Source organism: Stenotrophomonas sp. LM091 (assembly GCF_001806305.1).
GTDB lineage: Bacteria > Pseudomonadota > Gammaproteobacteria > Xanthomonadales > Xanthomonadaceae > Stenotrophomonas > Stenotrophomonas bentonitica_A.
Genome location: NZ_CP017483.1, coordinates 1,456,976 through 1,474,841, shown reverse-complemented (window position 1 = coordinate 1,474,841; position 17,866 = coordinate 1,456,976). Strand labels below are relative to the sequence as shown.

Annotated in this window: 14 protein-coding genes and 1 pseudogene; 12 read left to right on the top strand and 3 right to left on the bottom strand. The window is 65.0% G+C overall.

Annotation, left to right across the window (positions count from 1 at the left end; all coding sequences use genetic code 11):
* Nucleotides 1-23: 23 nt before the first annotated feature.
* The 3 genes and pseudogenes from BIZ42_RS06440 to BIZ42_RS06430 all read right to left on the bottom strand — a co-directional run bounded on the left by BIZ42_RS06440 (nt 24) and on the right by BIZ42_RS06430 (nt 2,618).
* Nucleotides 24-707, bottom strand: a complete 684-nt coding sequence (locus tag BIZ42_RS06440) for a class I SAM-dependent methyltransferase (RefSeq protein WP_070427467.1) — start codon at nt 705-707, stop codon at nt 24-26.
* Nucleotides 708-724: 17 nt separating this feature from the next.
* Nucleotides 725-1,344, bottom strand: a pseudogene (locus tag BIZ42_RS06435) (GDSL-type esterase/lipase family protein).
* Nucleotides 1,344-2,618, bottom strand: a complete 1,275-nt coding sequence (locus BIZ42_RS06430; protein WP_019183771.1) for a pyridoxal phosphate-dependent aminotransferase — start codon at nt 2,616-2,618, stop codon at nt 1,344-1,346. The pseudogene BIZ42_RS06435 and the gene BIZ42_RS06430 overlap by 1 nt, the downstream one beginning before the upstream one ends.
* A gap of 176 nt (nt 2,619-2,794) precedes the next feature.
* On the opposite strand from BIZ42_RS06430, the gene rsgA reads away from it, so the two are divergent.
* The 12 genes from rsgA (at nt 2,795) to tssH (ending at nt 17,859) form a co-directional block, all read left to right on the top strand.
* Entirely contained in the window at nt 2,795-3,901 is a 1,107-nt protein-coding gene (gene rsgA / locus BIZ42_RS06425; RefSeq protein WP_070425912.1) for a ribosome small subunit-dependent GTPase A, read from the top strand.
* A 19-nt stretch (nt 3,902-3,920) separates the two neighbouring features.
* Entirely contained in the window at nt 3,921-5,174 is a 1,254-nt protein-coding gene (locus BIZ42_RS06420; RefSeq protein WP_026069868.1) for a flavohemoglobin expression-modulating QEGLA motif protein, read from the top strand.
* A gap of 549 nt (nt 5,175-5,723) precedes the next feature.
* On the top strand, nt 5,724-6,236 hold the full coding sequence (tssB, locus tag BIZ42_RS06415; RefSeq protein WP_070425911.1) for a type VI secretion system contractile sheath small subunit: 513 nt from the start codon (nt 5,724-5,726) through the stop codon (nt 6,234-6,236).
* 32 nt (nt 6,237-6,268) lie between these two features.
* Nucleotides 6,269-7,747: a type VI secretion system contractile sheath large subunit gene (tssC, locus tag BIZ42_RS06410; protein WP_070425910.1), complete on the top strand. Its 1,479-nt coding sequence runs from the start codon at nt 6,269-6,271 to the stop codon at nt 7,745-7,747.
* A 12-nt stretch (nt 7,748-7,759) separates the two neighbouring features.
* Nucleotides 7,760-8,188 carry a type VI secretion system baseplate subunit TssE gene (tssE, locus tag BIZ42_RS06405; RefSeq protein ID WP_070425909.1) on the top strand — a complete coding sequence of 143 codons (429 nt, stop codon included), beginning with the start codon at nt 7,760-7,762 and terminating at the stop codon, nt 8,186-8,188.
* 6 nt (nt 8,189-8,194) lie between these two features.
* On the top strand, nt 8,195-9,961 hold the full coding sequence (gene tssF / locus BIZ42_RS06400; RefSeq protein ID WP_070425908.1) for a type VI secretion system baseplate subunit TssF: 1,767 nt from the start codon (nt 8,195-8,197) through the stop codon (nt 9,959-9,961).
* Complete coding sequence (gene tssG, locus BIZ42_RS06395; RefSeq protein WP_070425907.1) at nt 9,925-10,947, top strand: type VI secretion system baseplate subunit TssG; 1,023 nt, start codon at nt 9,925-9,927, stop codon at nt 10,945-10,947. Before tssF ends, tssG begins: the two co-directional genes overlap by 37 nt.
* A complete protein-coding gene (tagH, locus tag BIZ42_RS06390) occupies nt 10,944-12,230 on the top strand; it encodes a type VI secretion system-associated FHA domain protein TagH (RefSeq protein WP_070425906.1) in 1,287 nt (428 codons plus the stop codon). Before tssG ends, tagH begins: the two co-directional genes overlap by 4 nt.
* Before the next feature lie 70 nt (nt 12,231-12,300).
* Nucleotides 12,301-13,071 carry a type VI secretion system lipoprotein TssJ gene (gene tssJ, locus BIZ42_RS06385; RefSeq protein WP_156785697.1) on the top strand — a complete coding sequence of 257 codons (771 nt, stop codon included), beginning with the start codon at nt 12,301-12,303 and terminating at the stop codon, nt 13,069-13,071.
* A gap of 3 nt (nt 13,072-13,074) precedes the next feature.
* Nucleotides 13,075-14,412, top strand: a complete 1,338-nt coding sequence (gene tssK / locus BIZ42_RS06380) for a type VI secretion system baseplate subunit TssK (RefSeq protein WP_070425904.1) — start codon at nt 13,075-13,077, stop codon at nt 14,410-14,412.
* 1 nt (nt 14,413) lies between these two features.
* Nucleotides 14,414-15,226 carry a type IVB secretion system protein IcmH/DotU gene (gene icmH, locus BIZ42_RS06375; RefSeq protein WP_083279804.1) on the top strand — a complete coding sequence of 271 codons (813 nt, stop codon included), beginning with the start codon at nt 14,414-14,416 and terminating at the stop codon, nt 15,224-15,226.
* A gap of 44 nt (nt 15,227-15,270) precedes the next feature.
* Nucleotides 15,271-17,859 carry a type VI secretion system ATPase TssH gene (tssH, locus tag BIZ42_RS06370; protein ID WP_070425903.1) on the top strand — a complete coding sequence of 863 codons (2,589 nt, stop codon included), beginning with the start codon at nt 15,271-15,273 and terminating at the stop codon, nt 17,857-17,859.
* The last annotated feature ends 7 nt before the right edge of the window (nt 17,860-17,866 follow it).

Sequence of the window (17,866 nt, the reverse complement as noted above, 5' to 3'; positions counted from 1 at the left end):
GCCGGTGGCGCGAGCCACGTCGGTCAAGCGACGCGCGCCCGATCGCCGACGATCAGCCAGTTGTTGAACGGGGTGTTGCCATACAGCGGTGTCATCCGCAGCTGCAGCCCGGCCCGCTCCAGGGGGGCGCGCAGGCTCCCGGCATCGGGGTAATGGCGTGGCCGCGTGCCCATCCAGCCAACCAGGTGCGCGAGCATGTCGGTGATGCGCGTGGTGCGATCGCGGCCACTGTTGTCGGCCAGCACAGTGCGGATCACCAGCCGCGCACCGGGCGCCACGCGTGCGGCGGCCTCGTGCAGCAACCGGGTCTGGGCCGGGGCAGGCAGGTACTGCAACACGTCCAGCAGCGCGACGTTGCCGTGGTGTGCGGGCAGGGCGGCGCTGGCATCCACGCAGGTGAACCGGGCGTGCGGCAGCGCGGCGCGTGCGCTGGCCCGCTCGGCGCGGGCCACTTTGTCGGCGTCGATATCCAGGCCGTGGTACGCCAGCGCACTGCCGTGCTGGTGCAGCACGTGGGCCAGCAGGCCCAAACCGCAGCCGATATCCAGCAAGGGCGCGGCAGGAGCATCCTCCAGCGCGGCGAGCACCCCGGGATACAGCGGATCGCTGCCAAGTTTGCCGCGGCTGTAGTAGTAATCGCGGCGGTTGCCGAAGCGCTGTGCCGGCAGGAACGCCGTGGCAATCCGGCGGGCCTGTTCCCTGGCCAGCGGCAGCGTGGCCTCGCTCAGCGGCTCGGCTCCGCCCACAGCACGCGCGTGACTTCAAACGCGCGCTGGTGCCACAGCGTGTACATCGCCGCGGAGGGGTGCAGGCCATCGTCGGCCAGCATCACCGTCTCGCCCCCCATTGGCGGCTCAGGTCGGTGATGTCGACAAACGCTACATCGTGCTCGGCGCAGATCGCTGCCGCCGCCGCGTTGTAGGCATCCAGTTCCTGCCCGATCCGCACGCGGTCGCGGCCGGATGCCACGGCATACGGGGTCACGCCCCAGTCGGGGATCGAGAGCACCAGCACCCGCGCGGCACGGTCACCGGCGAAGGCGAGCGCGCGCTGCAGCAGCGCGGTGAAGCGCGGGCGGTACTCGTCCACGCTGCGCCCACGGTATTGATCATTGACCCCGATCAGCAGGCTCACCAGCTCGAACGGCCCCTGCGGTGCGCCTGCATCGATGCCGGCTTCAAGTTCGTCGGTGGTCCAGCCGGTGGTGGCGATGATCGTCGGATCATCCACCGCAACGCCGATGTCGCGCAGCGCTGCCGCCAGCTGCGTCGGCCAGCGCCCGGCCGGCGCGACGCCTTCGCCGATCGTGTAGGAGTCGCCCAGCGCCAGATACGGCAGGCCCATCAGGCCACCGCGCTGCGCGGCTTGAGCGGCACCACCTTGGTGTTGGCCTCGGCACGGCGTGCCAGGGCGCGGTCGATGCGTGCGAACACATCGCGCATCACCTCCGGCTCGGGCAGCAGGGTCACGCGGAAGTGGTGGCGGTAGGGCACGTTGAAGCTCGAACCCGGCACCACCAGCACGCCTTCCTCGTTCATCAGTTCCAGCGCGAAATCATGGTCGTCGAAGCTGCGTGCCGCCGCACCGACCACCGCCGGGAACGCATACAGCGCGCCGGCCGGCGCCACCAGCGACAGATGCTCACTGGCATCGCAGGCCTCGATCACCGCGCGGCGGGTTTCATACAGGCGGCCACCGGGCGCGCACAGCGGCGAGATGGTGTCCGGCCCGTTCACCGCCGCGTCGATGGCGTACTGGCCGGGCACGTTGGCGCACAGGCGCAGCGCGCTGAGCAGGTCCATCGCCGCGCGGAACTCGCCCAGCCGCTCGGCCGCGCCGGACAGCATCGCCCAGCCCACCCGCCATCCGCAGGCGCGATGCACCTTGCTCAGGCCGCTGAAGGTGATGCACGGGTGCTCGCCGGCCAGCGGCGCGACGGCATGGAACTGCGCATCGTCGTAGAGGATCTGATCGTAGATTTCATCGACCATCAGCAGCAGGTTGTGCTTGGCCGCGATGGCGACGATGCGCTCAAGCAGCTCGCGCGAGTAGCTGGCGCCGCTGGGGTTGTTCGGGTTGATCAGCACGATCGCGCGGGTGCGCGAGGAGACCAGGGCCTCGATCTCGACCGGGTCGGGCTGGAAGCCGTTCTCCGGCGCGCAGCGGTAATAGACCGGGCGGCCATCGTTGAGGATGGTCGCCGCCGACCACAGCGGGTAATCGGGCGAGGGCACCAGCACTTCGTCGCCCGGGTTGAGCAGGGCACGCAGCGACAGGTCGATCAGCTCGCTGACGCCATTGCCGATGAATACCCGGTCCGGGTGCGCATCGGGTGCGCCGCGCCGGGCGTACGCGGCGGCGATCGCTTCGCGCGCCTCCGGCAGGCCCTGCTGGTGGGTATAGGGATCGGTGCGGCCCATGTCGTCGGCGATCGCACGCTGCAGGTGCTCCGGCGCACGGAACCCGAAATTGCCCGGGTTGCCGATGTTGAGCTTGATCAGCTTGCGGCCCTGGGCCTCCAGCTCCCGCGCTCGTCGCGCCAGTTCGCCCCGGATCTCGTAGCGGACTTCGGACAGGCGCTCGCGGGTGGCGAGCGGCTTCAGCGGGGGCGTGGACATGAACGGGCCGTCATTCAGGCATGGAAACCGCATGGTAGCGGAATTGTTGCGTTGCAGGGCAAGCGTTTCCGGCCGCATTCCCTGCGCTGGCAAGGCGGTTTCAAGTGAAAGGATTTCCACCGCTCCACCGCGGCGCCGGCCCATCGCGGCGACGCCCGGCCGCCACACCCTTTAGAATGGGCACGATGAGCGAACCCACTGATTACCGTGCCCTGCAGACCATCGGCTGGCCCTGGCCGGGCGGCCCTGAACTGCCGGCCTGGCAGGCCCTGTTCGAGCAGTTCCCGCAGGCGCGTCCGGGCCGGGTGATCGAGCAGCATCGCACCGGCTACATCGTGTCCGATGCGCCGGACGCGGCGATCAAGACCGAGTCGCCGCCGGAGTGGCAGCGCCCGCGCTTCCCCAGCCACGAGCGCGCGGCGGTGGGCGACTGGGTGCTGCTGGAGGGGATCAAGATCGTGGCCCTGCTGCCGCGGCGCACCGCGATCAAGCGTGGCGCGGCCGGCGAGCATTACCACCAGCAGGTGATCGCGGCCAACATCGATACGGTGTTCATCGTCTGTGGCCTGGATGCGGACTTCAATCCGCGCCGGATCGAACGCTACCTGCTGCTGGTCGGCGGGGGCGGCGCGCAGCCGGTGGTGGTGCTGACCAAGGCCGACCAGACCGAATACAGCCAGGACGCCCTGGACGTGCTGGAAGAACTGGCCGCGCAGAACATCCCGCTGCTGGCCATCAACGGCAAGGACCCGGCCAGTGCCTCGGCCCTGCTGCCGTGGCTGGCCGCCGGCCAGACCGTGGTGCTGGTGGGATCTTCCGGGGCCGGCAAGTCGACCCTGACCAATACGCTGCTGGGCGAGGAGCGGATGAAGACCGCCGATGTGCGCGTCAACGACTCGCGCGGGCGCCACACCACCACCCACCGCGCGCTGATCCCGCTGCCGGCCGGCGCCTGCCTGATCGATACCCCCGGCATGCGCGAACTCAAGCCGACCGGTGAGGAGGCCCTGAGCGAAGGTGGCTTCTCCGACGTGGAAGCCCTGTCGGCGCAATGCCGTTTCCGCGACTGCGCCCATCAGCGTGAGCCGGGCTGCGCGATCCGCGCGGCCATCGAGGACGGCACGCTGGATGAAGAGCGCCTGCTCAACTACTTCAAGCTGAAAGAAGAAGTGGCCGCCGCCGCTGCCAAGCTGGCCGTGCGCCAGGCGCAGCAGTCGATCGAACGCAAGCACGTGGGCAAGGGCGCCCAGTGGCGCCCGGGCGGTAAGGGCGGCCGGCGATAGCTTTTGCTACTGTCCGTCCATGGACACGCCAATGACCGTGGATCGTGACGTTGCCCACCACACCGCGCTCGATGCCCAACTGGTCGAGGCGGTGGGCGGGATCAAACTGCTGGGATTGACCAGCTGGCCGGCAGCGCTGCAGGCCCCGTTCCTGGCCAGCGTCGCCCGCGGCCAGCCGGTGCTGCCGCAGGTCGACTACCCCCGGCTCGATTTCAGCGATACCCGCCACCGGCTGGCTGCGATCAGCGCCCAATGCGATCCCGACCATCCCATCGGCCTGTACGTGCAGCGCTCGGCGCACAGCTGGGACCAGGCCGCCGGACTGCTCGAATCGCTGGGCACCGCCGAGGTCGACCGTTATTCGGTGGAGTTGTTCGGCGCGCCGGAGCAGCCACTGCCAGGCAATGGACCCAGTACCCGCGATGCTGCCCGCCACTTCATCCAGATCGCGCAGGAGCTGGACCACGAACTGCTCGCACCCGAAGAGCAGGTGCCGGTCTCGGCCACTGCGCTGCAGCTGCAGTTGCAGAGCGATCTGGATGCGTTCTTCGAGTCGCGCATCATCACCGTGCAGCTGGATCCGGAGCTGATCTCCAAGGCCGCCGCCGGCCCCAACCGGATCCGCCTGCGCACCAGTGCCCGCTTCAGCGCCTACGACCGCGCGCAGCTGTTCCACCATGAAGCACTGGTGCACTCGCTGACCGCACTCAACGGACGCGAGCAGCCGCACCTGCCCAGCCTGGCGCTGTCCTCGCCGCGGGTCACCGCCACCCAGGAGGGGCTGGCCACCTTCGCCGAGCAGATCACCGGCAGCATCGACATCGAGCGCCTCAAGCGCATCAGCCTGCGTACCGAAGCCATCGCGATGGCACGCGAGGGCGCCGATTTCATCGAGGTGTTCCGCTATTTCTGCGCGGCGGGGCAGAACAACGAAGAGAGCTTTGCCTCGGCCCAGCGCGTGTTCCGCGGCGTGCCGCCGAGCGGCGGCGCAGCCTTCACCAAGGACACCGTGTACCTGCGTGGGCTGGTCTCGGTGCACACCTTCTTCCGCCACATGCTGGCCGAAGACCGCCTGCAGGTCTGCCGCTGGTTGTTTGCCGGCAAGATGTCGCTCACCGATGCGATCGCGTTCGCGCCGCTGTTCGAAGAGGGCATCCTGCGCCCGCCGCGCTGGCTCCCGCACTGGGTCAGCCGCGCGAATGGGTTGGCCGGCATGCTGGCGTTCTCGCTGTTCGCCAACCGCATCCGCATGGATCAGCTCGCCCCCGAGTAGGGCCGGCCGCTGGCCGGCAAGCTGGCGGTCTCGCTGTTCGCCAACCCGCATCCGCATGGACCAGCTCACGGCGGAGTAACCAGTGCTCCCCAGCGGGGCAGCCGCATCGTCGCAGCGCGAGCGATGCCAACACGCCTTGTCCTGACAGCGCTCAGGACGGCACGGCATTGCGCGCAATCTCAGTCGAAACGTGCCTGATGTCACTCTCCAGTAAACCGAAGTGGCAGATGTCGGAAACGCCCTTTGAACTTTGAGTCATCTCTCATTCAAATGAGGGCAAGGGTTGACCTTTGCCGATTTGATCTCTCAAGAAGAAGAGCGTTGACGACCATGCGAGGACGAGGCGCGAACGAGATCGCCATCATTGTGTCAATCACCTCGCCGACGCGAGGCGCCGCGGGCTCGGTGTGTGTGCCGCCTCCGCGCTGCCCAGCCACAGTTTCGAACCTGACTTGTCCATACGCCTGATCGTAGCGTTCCGCCGCGCATGACCCGGCGTCACGCCGATGCCGTACCCACACCATCTCACCAACGCCGAGGTAAGACGCAATGTCGAGCAAGGAAGGATCTGTTGCTCCCAAGGAGCGAATCAGCATCAAGTACGTGCCTGCAACAGGTGATCAGAAGGCGGAGCTTGAGCTGCCGCTGAAGCTGGTGGTCGTGGGCGACTTCAAGGGGCATGGCGAAGACCAGCCTCTGGAAGAGCGCGAATCCATCTGCATTGACAAACATACGTTCGATGCGGTCATGGAAAAGGCTGAGCTCTCGCTCAACGTGGAGGTGCCAAACCGTCTTTCGGATGAAAAAGACGCGTGCATGGCGGTGGACCTGCGCTTCACGTCGCTCACGGATTTCGCCCCCGACGCCATTGCCCGCCAGGTACCGGAGATGCGCAAGTTGCTTGAACTGCGCGAGGCGCTGGTTGCGCTGAAGGGCCCGTTGGGCAACGTGCCCGCCTTCCGGAGCAAGCTGCAGGAACTGTTGGCCGACCCGAATGCCCGCGACACCCTGGCCAGAGAACTGGACATCGCATTGAACACACCGGAAGACAGCCCGGCTTAACCCCCTTCGCACAACTAGTACAGGAGTAATCCATGGAAGCGAAACAGCAGGGTGCGACCCGCGCAGCGGTCGTGGCAGGCACGGGGCTGCTCGACCAGATCATGGCGCAGACCAAGATGGAGCCTACCCAGGAGGGCTATTCGATCGCCAGAAAGGGCGTGGCTGAGTTCATCGCCGAGATGCTCAAGAACGATGAGCAATCTGAACCGGTCAACAAGCGCCTGGTCGACCAGATGATTGTCGAACTTGACCAGAAGATCGGCAAGCAGATGGATGATGTTCTGCATCATCCAGAGCTGCAGAAGCTGGAGTCGGCATGGCGGGGCCTGAAGATTCTGGTCGATCGCACCGACTTCCGCGAGAACATCAGGATCCAGCTCTTGCATGTCACCAAGGAAGAGCTGCTCGAAGACTTCGACGGCGCCTCGGATGTCACGCAGAGCGGCCTGTACAAGCATGTCTACTCGGGCGAGTACGGCCAGTTCGGCGGCGAACCGGTTGCTGCAATGATCGGCAATTTCTACTTCGGCCCGTCCGCGCCCGACATCAAGCTGCTGAACTACGTTGCCTCGGTCGGTGCGATGGCGCACGCGCCGTTCATCGCGGCTGCAGGGCACGAGTTCTTCAACGTCGAAAGCTACCAGGACCTGCCCAACCTCAAAGAGGTCAAGGACATCTTCGAGGGACCGCGCTATGCGAAATGGCGCTCCCTGCGCGAATCCGAAGACGCACGCTACCTTGGCCTGGCAATGCCACGCTTCCTGCTTCGCCAGCCGTACGACCCGCTGGAGAACCCGGTGCGCACGTTCAATTACCGCGAAGGCGTCAGTGCCACCCATGAAAGCTACCTGTGGGGCAATGCGGCTTACCTGATGGCAAGCCGGATCACCGACAGCTTCGCCCGATACCGCTGGTGCCCGAACATCATCGGGCCGCAGTCTGGTGGCGCAGTCGAAGACCTTCCGGTGCACCTTTACGAAGCCCTGGGTCAGCTGCAGGCCAAGATTCCGACTGAAGTGCTGATCACCGACCGCAAGGAGTTCGAGATTGCCGAGGAAGGCTTCATCCCGCTGACCATGCGAAAGGGAAGCGACAACGCGGCGTTCTTCTCGGCCAACTCCGTGCAGAAGCCCAAAATATTCCCGAAGACCAGGGAAGGGCAGGACGCGCAGACCAACTACAAGCTGGGTACCCAGCTCCCCTACATGTTCATCATCAATCGTCTGGCGCACTACATCAAAGTGCTGCAGCGCGAGCAGATCGGCACCTGGAAAGAACGCCAGGACCTTGAGCGGGAGCTCAATACCTGGCTGAAGCAGTACATCGCCGATCAGGAAAACCCACCTGCAGAGGTACGCAGCCGGCGTCCGCTCCGGGCGGCAAAGGTCGAAGTGAGCGACGTTGCAGGCGATCCTGGCTGGTACCAGGTGTCCATGGCCGTGCGACCGCACTTCAAGTACATGGGCGCCAATTTCGAGCTCTCGCTTGTAGGCCGGCTGGACAAGGATTGACACGGAGCGCAGATGACCCGGGTATCAGGGAAAGGAAGCCTGTTTGATCGACTGGAGCCTGACCTGCTCCAGCGGCGGAGCCTGCAGTCGCACAACGAGATGCCGGAGCGGATCCGCAGCATCAAGCGGAACATCGAACTGCTGCTCAATACACGTCAGGGTTGCTCACAGAGCAGTCCTGACGTGGGGTTGCCGGACTTCACCGATGCCACCGCCGGGTCGTCAGAGCTGCTGATCCGGACGAGTTCGGGTATCCGCGACGCCATCCAGTCCTACGAGCCGCGCGTCGTTGTGCGGGACGTGCACTTCACCCCCAATCCGCAGGCGCCGCTTGAGCTCAACTTCCGCCTGGACTGTGTCCTGGCGGTCGACAGCAAGGATGCTGTTCTCGAGGTCGACCTGGTCATGAACGGGCATAACCGCCACTACCGCGTCACGTGAGGCTGCATGCCATTCCGAAGGATCTACCGCGATGAGCTCACGTTCCTGCGCCTGCAGGGGCAGGAGTTCGCGCGCCATAATCCCCAGCTCGCCCGGTTCCTGGGCGAGAAGGCCGCCGATCCTGACGTTGAACGCCTGCTTGAGGGCTTCGCATTCCTTACCGGCAAGCTGCGGCTCAAACTGGAAGACGATTTCGAGGAGCTGACCCATTCGCTCCTGCAGTTGTTGTGGCCGAATTACCTGCGCCCCATTCCAAGCATGACCATCATGCGCTTCGATCCTGTTGATCGTGCCATCGCCGTGCGGCAGACGCTTCCGCAGGGAGCGCGGCTGGCCTCGGTTCCGGTGGATGGCGTAGCGTGCCAGTTCCGCACCTGCACGGACCTGAAGATCGATCCGCTACGCATCGATGCGGTCCATGACGCGCATACCCGTGAAACGTCCGTGGTCTGCCTGGAGCTGCAGGCGCTGTCGGACCGGCGGCTGGACGAAATCGACTGTGATGCGTTGGACCTGCACCTCAGCGGGGATGACTACACCGCACTGACGCTTTACCTCTGGACGGCGCGCTATCTGGATGAAGTGAGGGTCATCGTCGGCGACCAGGTGCGCACGCTGAGGTCGGCTGACGTCGGTTTCCCCGGGTTCGGCGCGGACGAGGCGTTGCTGCCCTATCCGCGCAACGTTTTCGATGGCTACAGGGTGCTGCAGGAGTATTTTTCGTTTCCGCGCCGGTTCTATTTCATCCGCCTGACCAGGCTGCGAGCGGTTTGGCCTGCCGCAATTGGTCGGCACGTCCGCATCGAGTTCCACTATACCCGGCCGATGCCGACCGACATCAAGGTGCGCACCGCAGATATCTCGCTTCACTGTGTGCCGGCCATCAACCTGTTCGCCCATGACGCCGAGCCGATGAGCCTGGATGGTCAGGACAGCGACTACCCCTTGCGGCCATCTGGTGGCCTGCCGCATGCCCATGAAGTGTTCAGTGTCGACCATGTCAGTGGCTGGGACCAGGGGGCCAATCCACATCCCGGCGGACGGGGCCGCCAGTATCACGACTTCAACTCCTTCCAGCATGAGATCGAGAAATCGGAGGGCAGGGCGGCGCTGTACTTCCGCACCCGCGTCGAAGCCGATGCGTCCGATGGCGGGCTCCGCCAGCGCATCTCGTTCGTGCGCAGCGACGACAGCAGTTTCATCGGCAGGCGGGAAACCATTTCCGTGGATCTGACCTGCACCAATCGCGACCTGCCCGCGGCCCTTGCAGCCGGGGATGTGTGCATCCCGACGCAGGAGACACCCGCCTACCTGACGTTCGCAAACATCACGCCGCCAACGCAGCCCTATCGCCCGGTACTCGACGGGAGCCTGCACTGGACCCTGATCTCCAATCTCTCGCTGAACTATCTGTCCCTGCTCGGGACCGAACCGCTCAAGGCGGTACTGCGCGCCTACGATTTCGCAGCGCTGCATGACATCCAGTCTGAACGCAGCAGCCGAAAGCGCCTCGAGGGCATTCGCGGCGCTCGCACCCTGCCCGTCAACACGTTGATCAAGGGCCTGCCGGTGCGCGGCCTGAAGACCGTGCTGGAGCTCGATCAGGATGCCTTCCTCTGCGAGGGCGAGCTTTACCTGTTCGGAACCGTCCTTTCGCAGTTCTTCGGACTCTACGCAAGCATCAACTCGTTCCATCTTCTTGAAGTCAAGAACCTCACCAACAACGAGACCTACACATGGACCCTGCAACGCGGTCACCAGCCGGTGATCTAGCCCTGCCGTTGCTGCGCGACGCAAAGGACTACGGGTTCTTCAGCCTGGTGGAGCAGCTGTACCGGTTGCATGGCGACAACCTGGAGTACCTCCTTGACCTCGACCCGGCCACCGAGCGGATTCGTTTCGAAAGCGATCCCGGCCTCGGCTTTCCGGTATCCGACGTGCTTGCCGCGTCGGCCTTGGAGGGTCGCTCGCAGAACGCGTATCGTCTGGTCGTCAGCTTCCTGGGCCTGCACGGGGTGGATTCGCCCCTGCCGGGTCACTACCTGGAGCGGGTCGCCAGTGACCATGCGCACGGCAACGACCTGCGCGCCGCATTCCTTGATTTTTTCAACCACCGCCTGCTCACCCTGCTGCATCGCGCCTGGCGAAAGTACCGGTACCACGTCAGGTTCCAGGATGGCGCACGCGACCGCTTCTCGCGCTACGTGTTCTCTCTCATTGGTCTCAATGACGAACAGCTCCGTGGCCAGACCCAGCTCCCGTGGAGTCGGCTGCTGACCTACGCGGGGTTGGTGGCCAGCCGCAGCCGGTCCCCCGCCGTGGTCGGTGGCATCGTCGCGCACTGCTTCGACCTCGGGCAGGTGGAGATCCGGGAGTTTCAGCCACTGCGGGTGGAGATTCCCGAAGAGCAGAAGACGCACCTGGGGCGACAGGGAGGCGTGCTCGGCGACAGCTTCATGATCGGCGACCGGGTCAAGACCTACGAACACAGCTTCGTCATCGCCATCCGGGGCCTGAGCCAGCGCCGGTTTCGCGATTTCCTGCCCAACGGCCGTCATTTCCTGCCGTTGAATCGGCTTGTCGAGTTTCTTCTCCGCGACCAACTGGCCTACGACCTGGAGTTGGGGCTGCGCCAGGAAGAAATACCCCGTCTGCAACTGGACTCCCGCCGTGGTGCCAACCTTGGCTGGACAACCTTCTTTGGCAATGACGACCGGTTGAGGCAGGAGTCGGTCGTAAGAATAAAGGTACGTCAATGACTACTCACTCACCTGCGCCACGGCTCCATCTGGTGGTGGCCAATCCGGAGTTCCTGGATGTCGGGAGCACGCCAATCCACGTTTTCGATGCCGCGGGCGGCACCATCGGCAGCCGTGGGGCCAACTGGGTGCTGGCCGACAGCGCCGGCCGGGTAGCCCCCATCCACGCGGAGGTCGCCTGGGTCGACCGTGCCTACTGCCTCGTCCAGCGGGGCGGTGCCACCTGGATCAACGACGCAAAGGACCCGCTCGGGCCGGATGTCATCATCGCCCTCAACCATGGCGAGGTCGTGCGCATCGGGCCCTACCGGATCAACGTGAATCTGGGGGATGACTCACCCACGACCGACGATCCGGGCCGCCATCTGGGGCAGCAATCCCTTGGCGAAATCCTCAACACGCACGATGCGCAGTTCGAGCGGCTGTCCACGCAGGAACCAGCAGATGTGGAGCCTGTGCAGCGACATGACGCGATCGAGCCGATGGCGGCGCTGGACGCCGCTGTCAGGCGGATCAATGCCCAACGCAAGTTCAGCACGCCCATGGACGCCACGCACTATGGCTTGTCGAGCAGCGCTGTCACGCAGAGCGACCTGGCAGACACCAACCGTGAAGTCATCAGCAATGGTACCCCGGCGCATGGAGTCGACCGAGCAATGAACAATGCACACACAAGTTCCCCCGCGACCCACGCCGAGGGGCTGCATGTGGCCATGATCCCGTTTGGACAGGGCCTGGGAATCGGACTGGGCCACCTGGACTCCGAGCAGGCGCACCGCGTCCTGCACGACGCCGGCAGTGCGTTGCGTGCTGCCATCCAAGGCCTTGCCGGCCTTTATGCACAGACGCGCAGGGAGGGGCAGGGTACCGGGCTGCTCAATCGCACCCTGCAGCCGATCGAGGACAACCCCCTGCGCCTGCAGCAGGGTTATGCGGATACCGCGCATGCCCTGTTCGCTGGAACCCGCAGTCCGGTTCATCTGGCCCCGCAGGCTGCCGTCGCCGAGAGCCTTGAACAGGTCGCCCGCCACAATGACGCCAGCGCTGTCGCCGTCAAGGCGGCCCTGGGTGCCCTGTTGGCTGCATTTTCGCCCGACGCGCTGACCACGCGCTTCCAGCGATACGCCGGCGGCACCGATGCCCAGCCGGATGCTGGCTGGCTCTGGGAGATGTACGGGCACTACTTCGACGAGCTGATGTCCTCGCGGCAGCAGGGGTTCGATCGTATGTTCTGGGAAGTGTTCGACCAGGCCTACGACCGCGCAATGCGGGCCGGGGGTTGAAGTGCTCAAGCGTGCGCTGCCATGGGCATTCCTGCCGGCCATGTTCATCGGTCTGAGCGGTTGCACGGCCATGAAGAAGACCCTGCAGGTGCTCAAGGATCCCAGCATTGCCGTGGGTGAACTGAGGGACCAGCCCTCGCAGGTGGCGCTCAGCCTGGTGACATCGGCCGGGGTCAATCCCAATGCGTTCGCACAGGAGGAGCCGGTCTCCGGCCACGACGCGGGCGTGCCATATCGGGTGAACCTGTCCAGCGATGACCTGGGCAGCCTGCTGGGCCAGCTGAAGGCAACGACAGACGCTCTTCGGGGTGAGTTTGAGGCAACGCATGGCCACGTGCGCGACACGGGCTCCATCGCTGTGCGAGGGGGGCAGTCGGAGCAGGAGCCGGTCAGCCACATCGTCAACGCGGGCGACGGCGCCGCGCGGCAGCTGGGCCAATACCGTGACGGCATCTCCACGCCGGACGGTGAGCCGGCGGTTTCACCGGCGACCACGGTGCAGGCCCGACAAGCCAACCCGATCGCGGTCAAGGTCTTCGAACTCAAGGACAACGGGGTGTTTCTCGCTGCCGACGCCGATGCGCTGATGGACAAGCCCGAGAAAGCCTTGGGAAAGACCTATGTGGACCACGACGAGTACGTGCTCAGGCCCAACGAATTCAAATTCGTCCGCTTCCACACAGTCAAGCCGACCACGCACTTCATCGCCGTTGTGGCTGCCTACCAGGACCTTCATTCGGTCAACTGGAAGGCGATATGGCGCATAGAGCCGACCGGCGGCAGATATCCATTGCTGGTCTCGCTCGACGAGCACGGCGTCACGATCAAGGGAGAGGATTGAACGATGTCATCACGCAATAGAGTGGTCTGGCGCGAAGGCCTGTTCGTCAAGCCTCAACACTTCCAGCAGGAAGCGCGCTACTTCGAGAGCCACGTGCACCAGCGGGTCAGCAGTGTGGCCGAGCACCTGTATGGTTTCACCGAGTTGGAGATCAATACCGAGTACCTCAGCTTCGGCAAGGTAGCATTGCTGCGCGCGCGTGGCGTCATGCCCGACGGCAGTGCCTTTGAGCTGCCAGCGGAAACGCCGCCGCCACCGCCGCTGACGGTCTCGGACATCTCTGCGGTCAACCAGACCGTGTATCTCGCGCTGCCCTTGCGTTCGGAAGGCTCGCTCGAGGTGCAGTGGCCGGATGTCCACGCCAACCGACGCTATGCGGCCCGGCCGGCCGAAGTGCGTGACGTCCACAGCGAGGAAGGCGATCACGTCACGATGGATGTGGCCAAACTCAATCTCCAGCTGATGCTGGAGCGTGAAGACCGCAGTGCGTTCACCTCGATCCCGATGGCCCGTATCCTGGACCGTCGTCCCGACGGCAGTCTGGTGCTGGATGACGCGCACTACCCGACCGCGATGTCCATCCAGGCCGTTCCGCCGCTCGCGCGATTCCTCGGTGAGGCTGCCGGGCTCATGCGCGAGCGGGCACGCAACATCGCAGAGCGTATTGGCTCGCCGAGTCAGTCCGGGGTGGCCGACGTCACCGACTTCAACCTGTTGCAGGTGTTGAATCGTCTGCACCCGCTTTTCCAGCATCTGGCCCGTTGCCGCCATATGCATCCCGAGGCGCTCTACCGCGAGCTATGCCAGGCATGTGGCGAACTGGTCACGTTCACCGACGAAGGAAGGCTGCCGGCCGAATACCCTGCCTACCAGCACCAGGACCTGCGTGAATCGTTCCGCGCGCTGGAAGAGACCCTCCGCCGTTCATTGAGCACCGTGCTTCAACCGCGGGCGGTCTCCATTCCGATCCTCAAGCAGAAGTTCGGCGTGCTGAGTGCTCCGGTGCAGGACCGTCGCCTCATGGAGGGGGCCGAGTTCATCCTGGCCGTGCGCGCCCGCATGCCGCTGGAGCGCCTGCGCCAACTGTTCGTGCAGCAGGCGAAGTTGGCCTCCATCGAGCGCATCAACGAACTCATCAACCTGCAGTTGCCGGGCATCCCGCTGATGCCGTTGCCGGTGGCGCCACGGCATCTGCCGTACCACGCCGGGTTCACCTACTTCCAGCTCGACCGCGGCAATCCGGCATGGCAGATGATGCGCAGCAGTGCCGGTCTCAGCTTCCATATCGCTGGGGATTTCCCCGAGCTGGAAATGCAGTTGTGGGCCATCCGGAGTGAATGACATGAACCAGTCAACCCCCCGTGAACGGTACCGCTTCGACCCGGCTGGGCATTCGATCGCGGACAAGGCCGATATCGCCTTCGAGACTGTGGCCGGCATCGACCACGACGCGGACCTGTGGTTCCAGCTGCGTGGGCACAGCTGGAACCCGCTGGTGGATGCGGCGATGCCGTTGTTCGGGCTGGCGATCCGTATCCGGAAGATGGACATGGACGCCGACGTCCAGGCGCTCTACGAGCGCGTCCACACCCAGATCGCCGCGATTGGCCTGGAAGTACGCGGTCTTGGTTACGACAGCGGTGTGCTGGCGTCCTACCAATACTGTCTGTGCACGTTTCTCGATGAAGCCGTGATGGGGACCGTATGGGGCGCAGAGTCAGTATGGGCGCAGCGCTCCCTGTTGAGTGCGTACCACCAGGAAACGTGGGGTGGGGAGAAGTTCTTCACGATCCTCACCCGCATGCTGATGGAGCCGGAGCACTACAAGGACGTGCTGGAGTTTCTCTACCTGTGCCTGTGCCTTGGCTTCAAGGGCCGCTACCAGGTCCGGGACGATGGCAAGGACGAGCTCAAACACATTCTTCAGAAGCTGCATCGGGTCCTGCGCCAGATGCGCGGCGACACACCCGAACACCTGGATGAGGGGGGGATCAATGCCGCACCGCGCAGCTACCGCTTCGCGCGCCGCATGCCCTGGTGGACACCCTGGGCGGTGGGCGCGGGCGTGCTCGCAGGCGCTTACGTGTTCTACACCTTCCGCCTGCGCCTGGTCACAACCGAAGTACTGCAGGCGCTTGACAGGATTCTGGCCTGAGCCCCTGTCCACCCACACCGGTTAGATTCCATGGAACGCACCACATGATTCGCATTGAACTCTCAACTCTGATGGCGCGACTGAACGATCCCACGCGCCACGCGCTGGAAGAAGCCAGCAGCCTGGTCATCAGCCAGGCCGGTACCGAAGTGACCGTGCCGCACCTGTTGTTCAAGTTGATGGACAACCCGTTCAGCGACGTACGCCTGATACTCAAGCAGGCGTCGCTGCAGGTGGATGTCGTGAAGTCGGGCCTGGCCGAGGGGTTTGAGCTTCGCAGCGCGCAGGAAGGCCAGTACCCGGTGTTCTCGCCCCTGCTGATCGAACTGCTGCAGGAAGCCTGGTTGCTGGGCTCGTTGGAGCTGGGCGAAGACCGCATCCGCAGTGGGGCGGTGCTGCTGTCGGCGCTGCTCAACCCGGCCCGCTACCTGCCGCTGCCGGCCATTCGCAGCCTGGATGTGATCAACCGCGAGGCGCTGCGCAAGCAGTTCGGCCAGGTGCTGGCGGATTCGGCCGAGGCACCGACGCAGGTATCGGGCAGCGCCCCGCCCCAGGCCAGGCGGGACGAAGCACAGGCGCCACTGGCGACGTACGGCATCAATTTTTCCCGGCTGGCGGTTGACGGGCACATCGACCCTGTCCTCGGGCGCGATGTTGAGATCAACCTGATGATCGACATCCTGTCGCGCCGTCGCAAGAACAATCCCATCGCAGTGGGTGACGCGGGCGTTGGGAAGACAGCCCTGGTTGAGGGCCTGGCACTACGCATCGCGCAACAGCGGGTGCCCGAATGGCTCAGGTCCGTGCAGTTGTGGGGCCTGGACATGGGGGCGCTGCAGGCCGGCGCGTCGGTCAAGGGCGAATTCGAGAAGCGGTTGAAGGGCGTGATTGATCAGGTGAAGTCCTCGCCCGTTCCGATCATCCTGTTCATTGACGAGGCGCACACCATGATCGGTGCCGGCAATGCGGCAGGTGGCAGTGATGCGGCGAACCTGCTCAAGCCTGCGTTGGCCCGCGGCGAACTGCGCACCATCGCAGCTACCACCTGGTCCGAATACAAGAAGTACTTCGAGAAGGATCCCGCGCTGTCGCGGCGCTTCCAACTGGTCAAGGTGGTCGAGCCGAGCGTAGAGCAGGCCGTGCACATGCTGCGCGGACTGCGCGCTGTCTATGAAGCAGCCCACAAGGTTTACATCAGCGACGCAGCGCTGCATGCCGCGGCGGCGCTGTCGGCCCGCTACGTGTCGGGCCGGCAGCTGCCGGACAAGGCCATCGACGTCCTGGATACCGCATGCGCGAGGGTGGCCGCCGCGCTGGACGGCGAGCCGCGCCGCCTTGCGGCCATCGATACGACGCTGGTGCAGGTCGACGCCGAGGCCGAGCTGCTGATGCGGGACGCCAACGCTGGCCATGCCGTCGACCCGGATCGGCTTGAAGCCCTGGCGGCGCGCCGCACCGGCCTTGAAGACGAACATCGGCGGATTTCCGAGGCGTGGGCACAACAGAAGGCCCTGGTCGAAGAGCTCCGCGCAAAGCGGAGTGGGATGGAATCCGTTGCGCCGGAGGAGGCCAGTGCGCAGCGCGATGCGCTGGCCGGCCTGGTGGAGCGGTTGCGCCAGGTCCAGCGCGAAGGTGCATTGCTGCATGCCGATGTGGGCGCAGAGCAGATCGCCCAGGTCATCGCGGGGTGGACCGGCATACCGGTGAGCACGCTCAACGGCGATGAAGTGGATCGTCTAAGGCAGCTACCCGAAGTCATCGGTGCGGACGTGAGAGGGCAGAGCGATGCGATCGGCAGCATCCACCGGCACCTGCTGACCGCCATGGCCGATCTCAGGCGCCCTGGCACGCCTTTGGGCGCGTTCCTGCTGGTCGGTCCCAGCGGCGTGGGCAAGACCGAAACCGCAGTGAGGGTGGCTGAGTACCTGTTCGGAGGCGGTCAGTTCCTGACCTCCATCAACATGTCCGAGTACCAGGAGAAGCACACGGTCTCGCGCCTGTTGGGCGCACCGCCGGGCTACGTGGGCTTTGGCGAAGGCGGGGTGCTCACCGAAGCGATCCGGCAGAAGCCCTACTCGGTGGTCCTGCTGGACGAAGTTGAAAAGGCGCACCCGGAGGTGTTGAACATCTTCTACCAGGCCTTCGACAAGGGAGAGGTGGCCGATGGCGAAGGCAGGCTCATCGACTGCAGGAACATCCTGTTCTTCCTTACCTCCAACCTGGGGTTCGACCAGGCCGACAGCCGGCTGGATCGCCTGGCCGACGACGCCCTGCGCCACCATCTCTCAGGTTTCTTCAAGCCGGCGCTGCTGGCGCGCATGCAGGTGGTTCAATACGACGCGCTGGATGAACACGTGCTCGCCGATATCGTCGACCACCGCCTGGCCCGTTTGCAGCAGCAGTTCACCAGCCGCTACGGCGCACAGCTGCAGGTGACCGACACGGCGCGCGAGATCCTCAAGGCACGCTGCGTTCGCCACGCCAACGGCGCGCGCATGCTGGATGCCGTCATTGACGGCGAACTGCTGCCCCCGTTGTCGCTGTCGGTGCTCAACCGGCTGGCCAGCGGGGAACGGTTCGCCGAGGCAGTGGTTGATGCGCGGGGCGCACACTTCATGGCGGCATTGGCGTGAAGGATGC

What these genes read in the sequence shown, in the direction of transcription:
- icmH (WP_083279804.1), top strand. Translation starts at nt 14,414, where the DNA reads ATGAACCAGTCAACCCCCCGTGAACGGTACCGCTTCGACCCGGCTGGG.
- tssB (WP_070425911.1), top strand. Translation starts at nt 5,724, where the DNA reads ATGTCGAGCAAGGAAGGATCTGTTGCTCCCAAGGAGCGAATCAGCATC.
- tssK (WP_070425904.1), top strand. Translation starts at nt 13,075, where the DNA reads ATGTCATCACGCAATAGAGTGGTCTGGCGCGAAGGCCTGTTCGTCAAG.
- tagH (WP_070425906.1), top strand. Translation starts at nt 10,944, where the DNA reads ATGACTACTCACTCACCTGCGCCACGGCTCCATCTGGTGGTGGCCAAT.
- tssH (WP_070425903.1), top strand. Translation starts at nt 15,271, where the DNA reads ATGATTCGCATTGAACTCTCAACTCTGATGGCGCGACTGAACGATCCC.
- BIZ42_RS06430 (WP_019183771.1), bottom strand. Translation starts at nt 2,618, where the DNA reads ATGTCCACGCCCCCGCTGAAGCCGCTCGCCACCCGCGAGCGCCTGTCC.
- tssC (WP_070425910.1), top strand. Translation starts at nt 6,269, where the DNA reads ATGGAAGCGAAACAGCAGGGTGCGACCCGCGCAGCGGTCGTGGCAGGC.
- tssF (WP_070425908.1), top strand. Translation starts at nt 8,195, where the DNA reads ATGCCATTCCGAAGGATCTACCGCGATGAGCTCACGTTCCTGCGCCTG.
- BIZ42_RS06420 (WP_026069868.1), top strand. Translation starts at nt 3,921, where the DNA reads ATGGACACGCCAATGACCGTGGATCGTGACGTTGCCCACCACACCGCG.
- tssJ (WP_156785697.1), top strand. Translation starts at nt 12,301, where the DNA reads ATGAAGAAGACCCTGCAGGTGCTCAAGGATCCCAGCATTGCCGTGGGT.
- tssG (WP_070425907.1), top strand. Translation starts at nt 9,925, where the DNA reads ATGGACCCTGCAACGCGGTCACCAGCCGGTGATCTAGCCCTGCCGTTG.
- rsgA (WP_070425912.1), top strand. Translation starts at nt 2,795, where the DNA reads ATGGGCACGATGAGCGAACCCACTGATTACCGTGCCCTGCAGACCATC.
- tssE (WP_070425909.1), top strand. Translation starts at nt 7,760, where the DNA reads ATGACCCGGGTATCAGGGAAAGGAAGCCTGTTTGATCGACTGGAGCCT.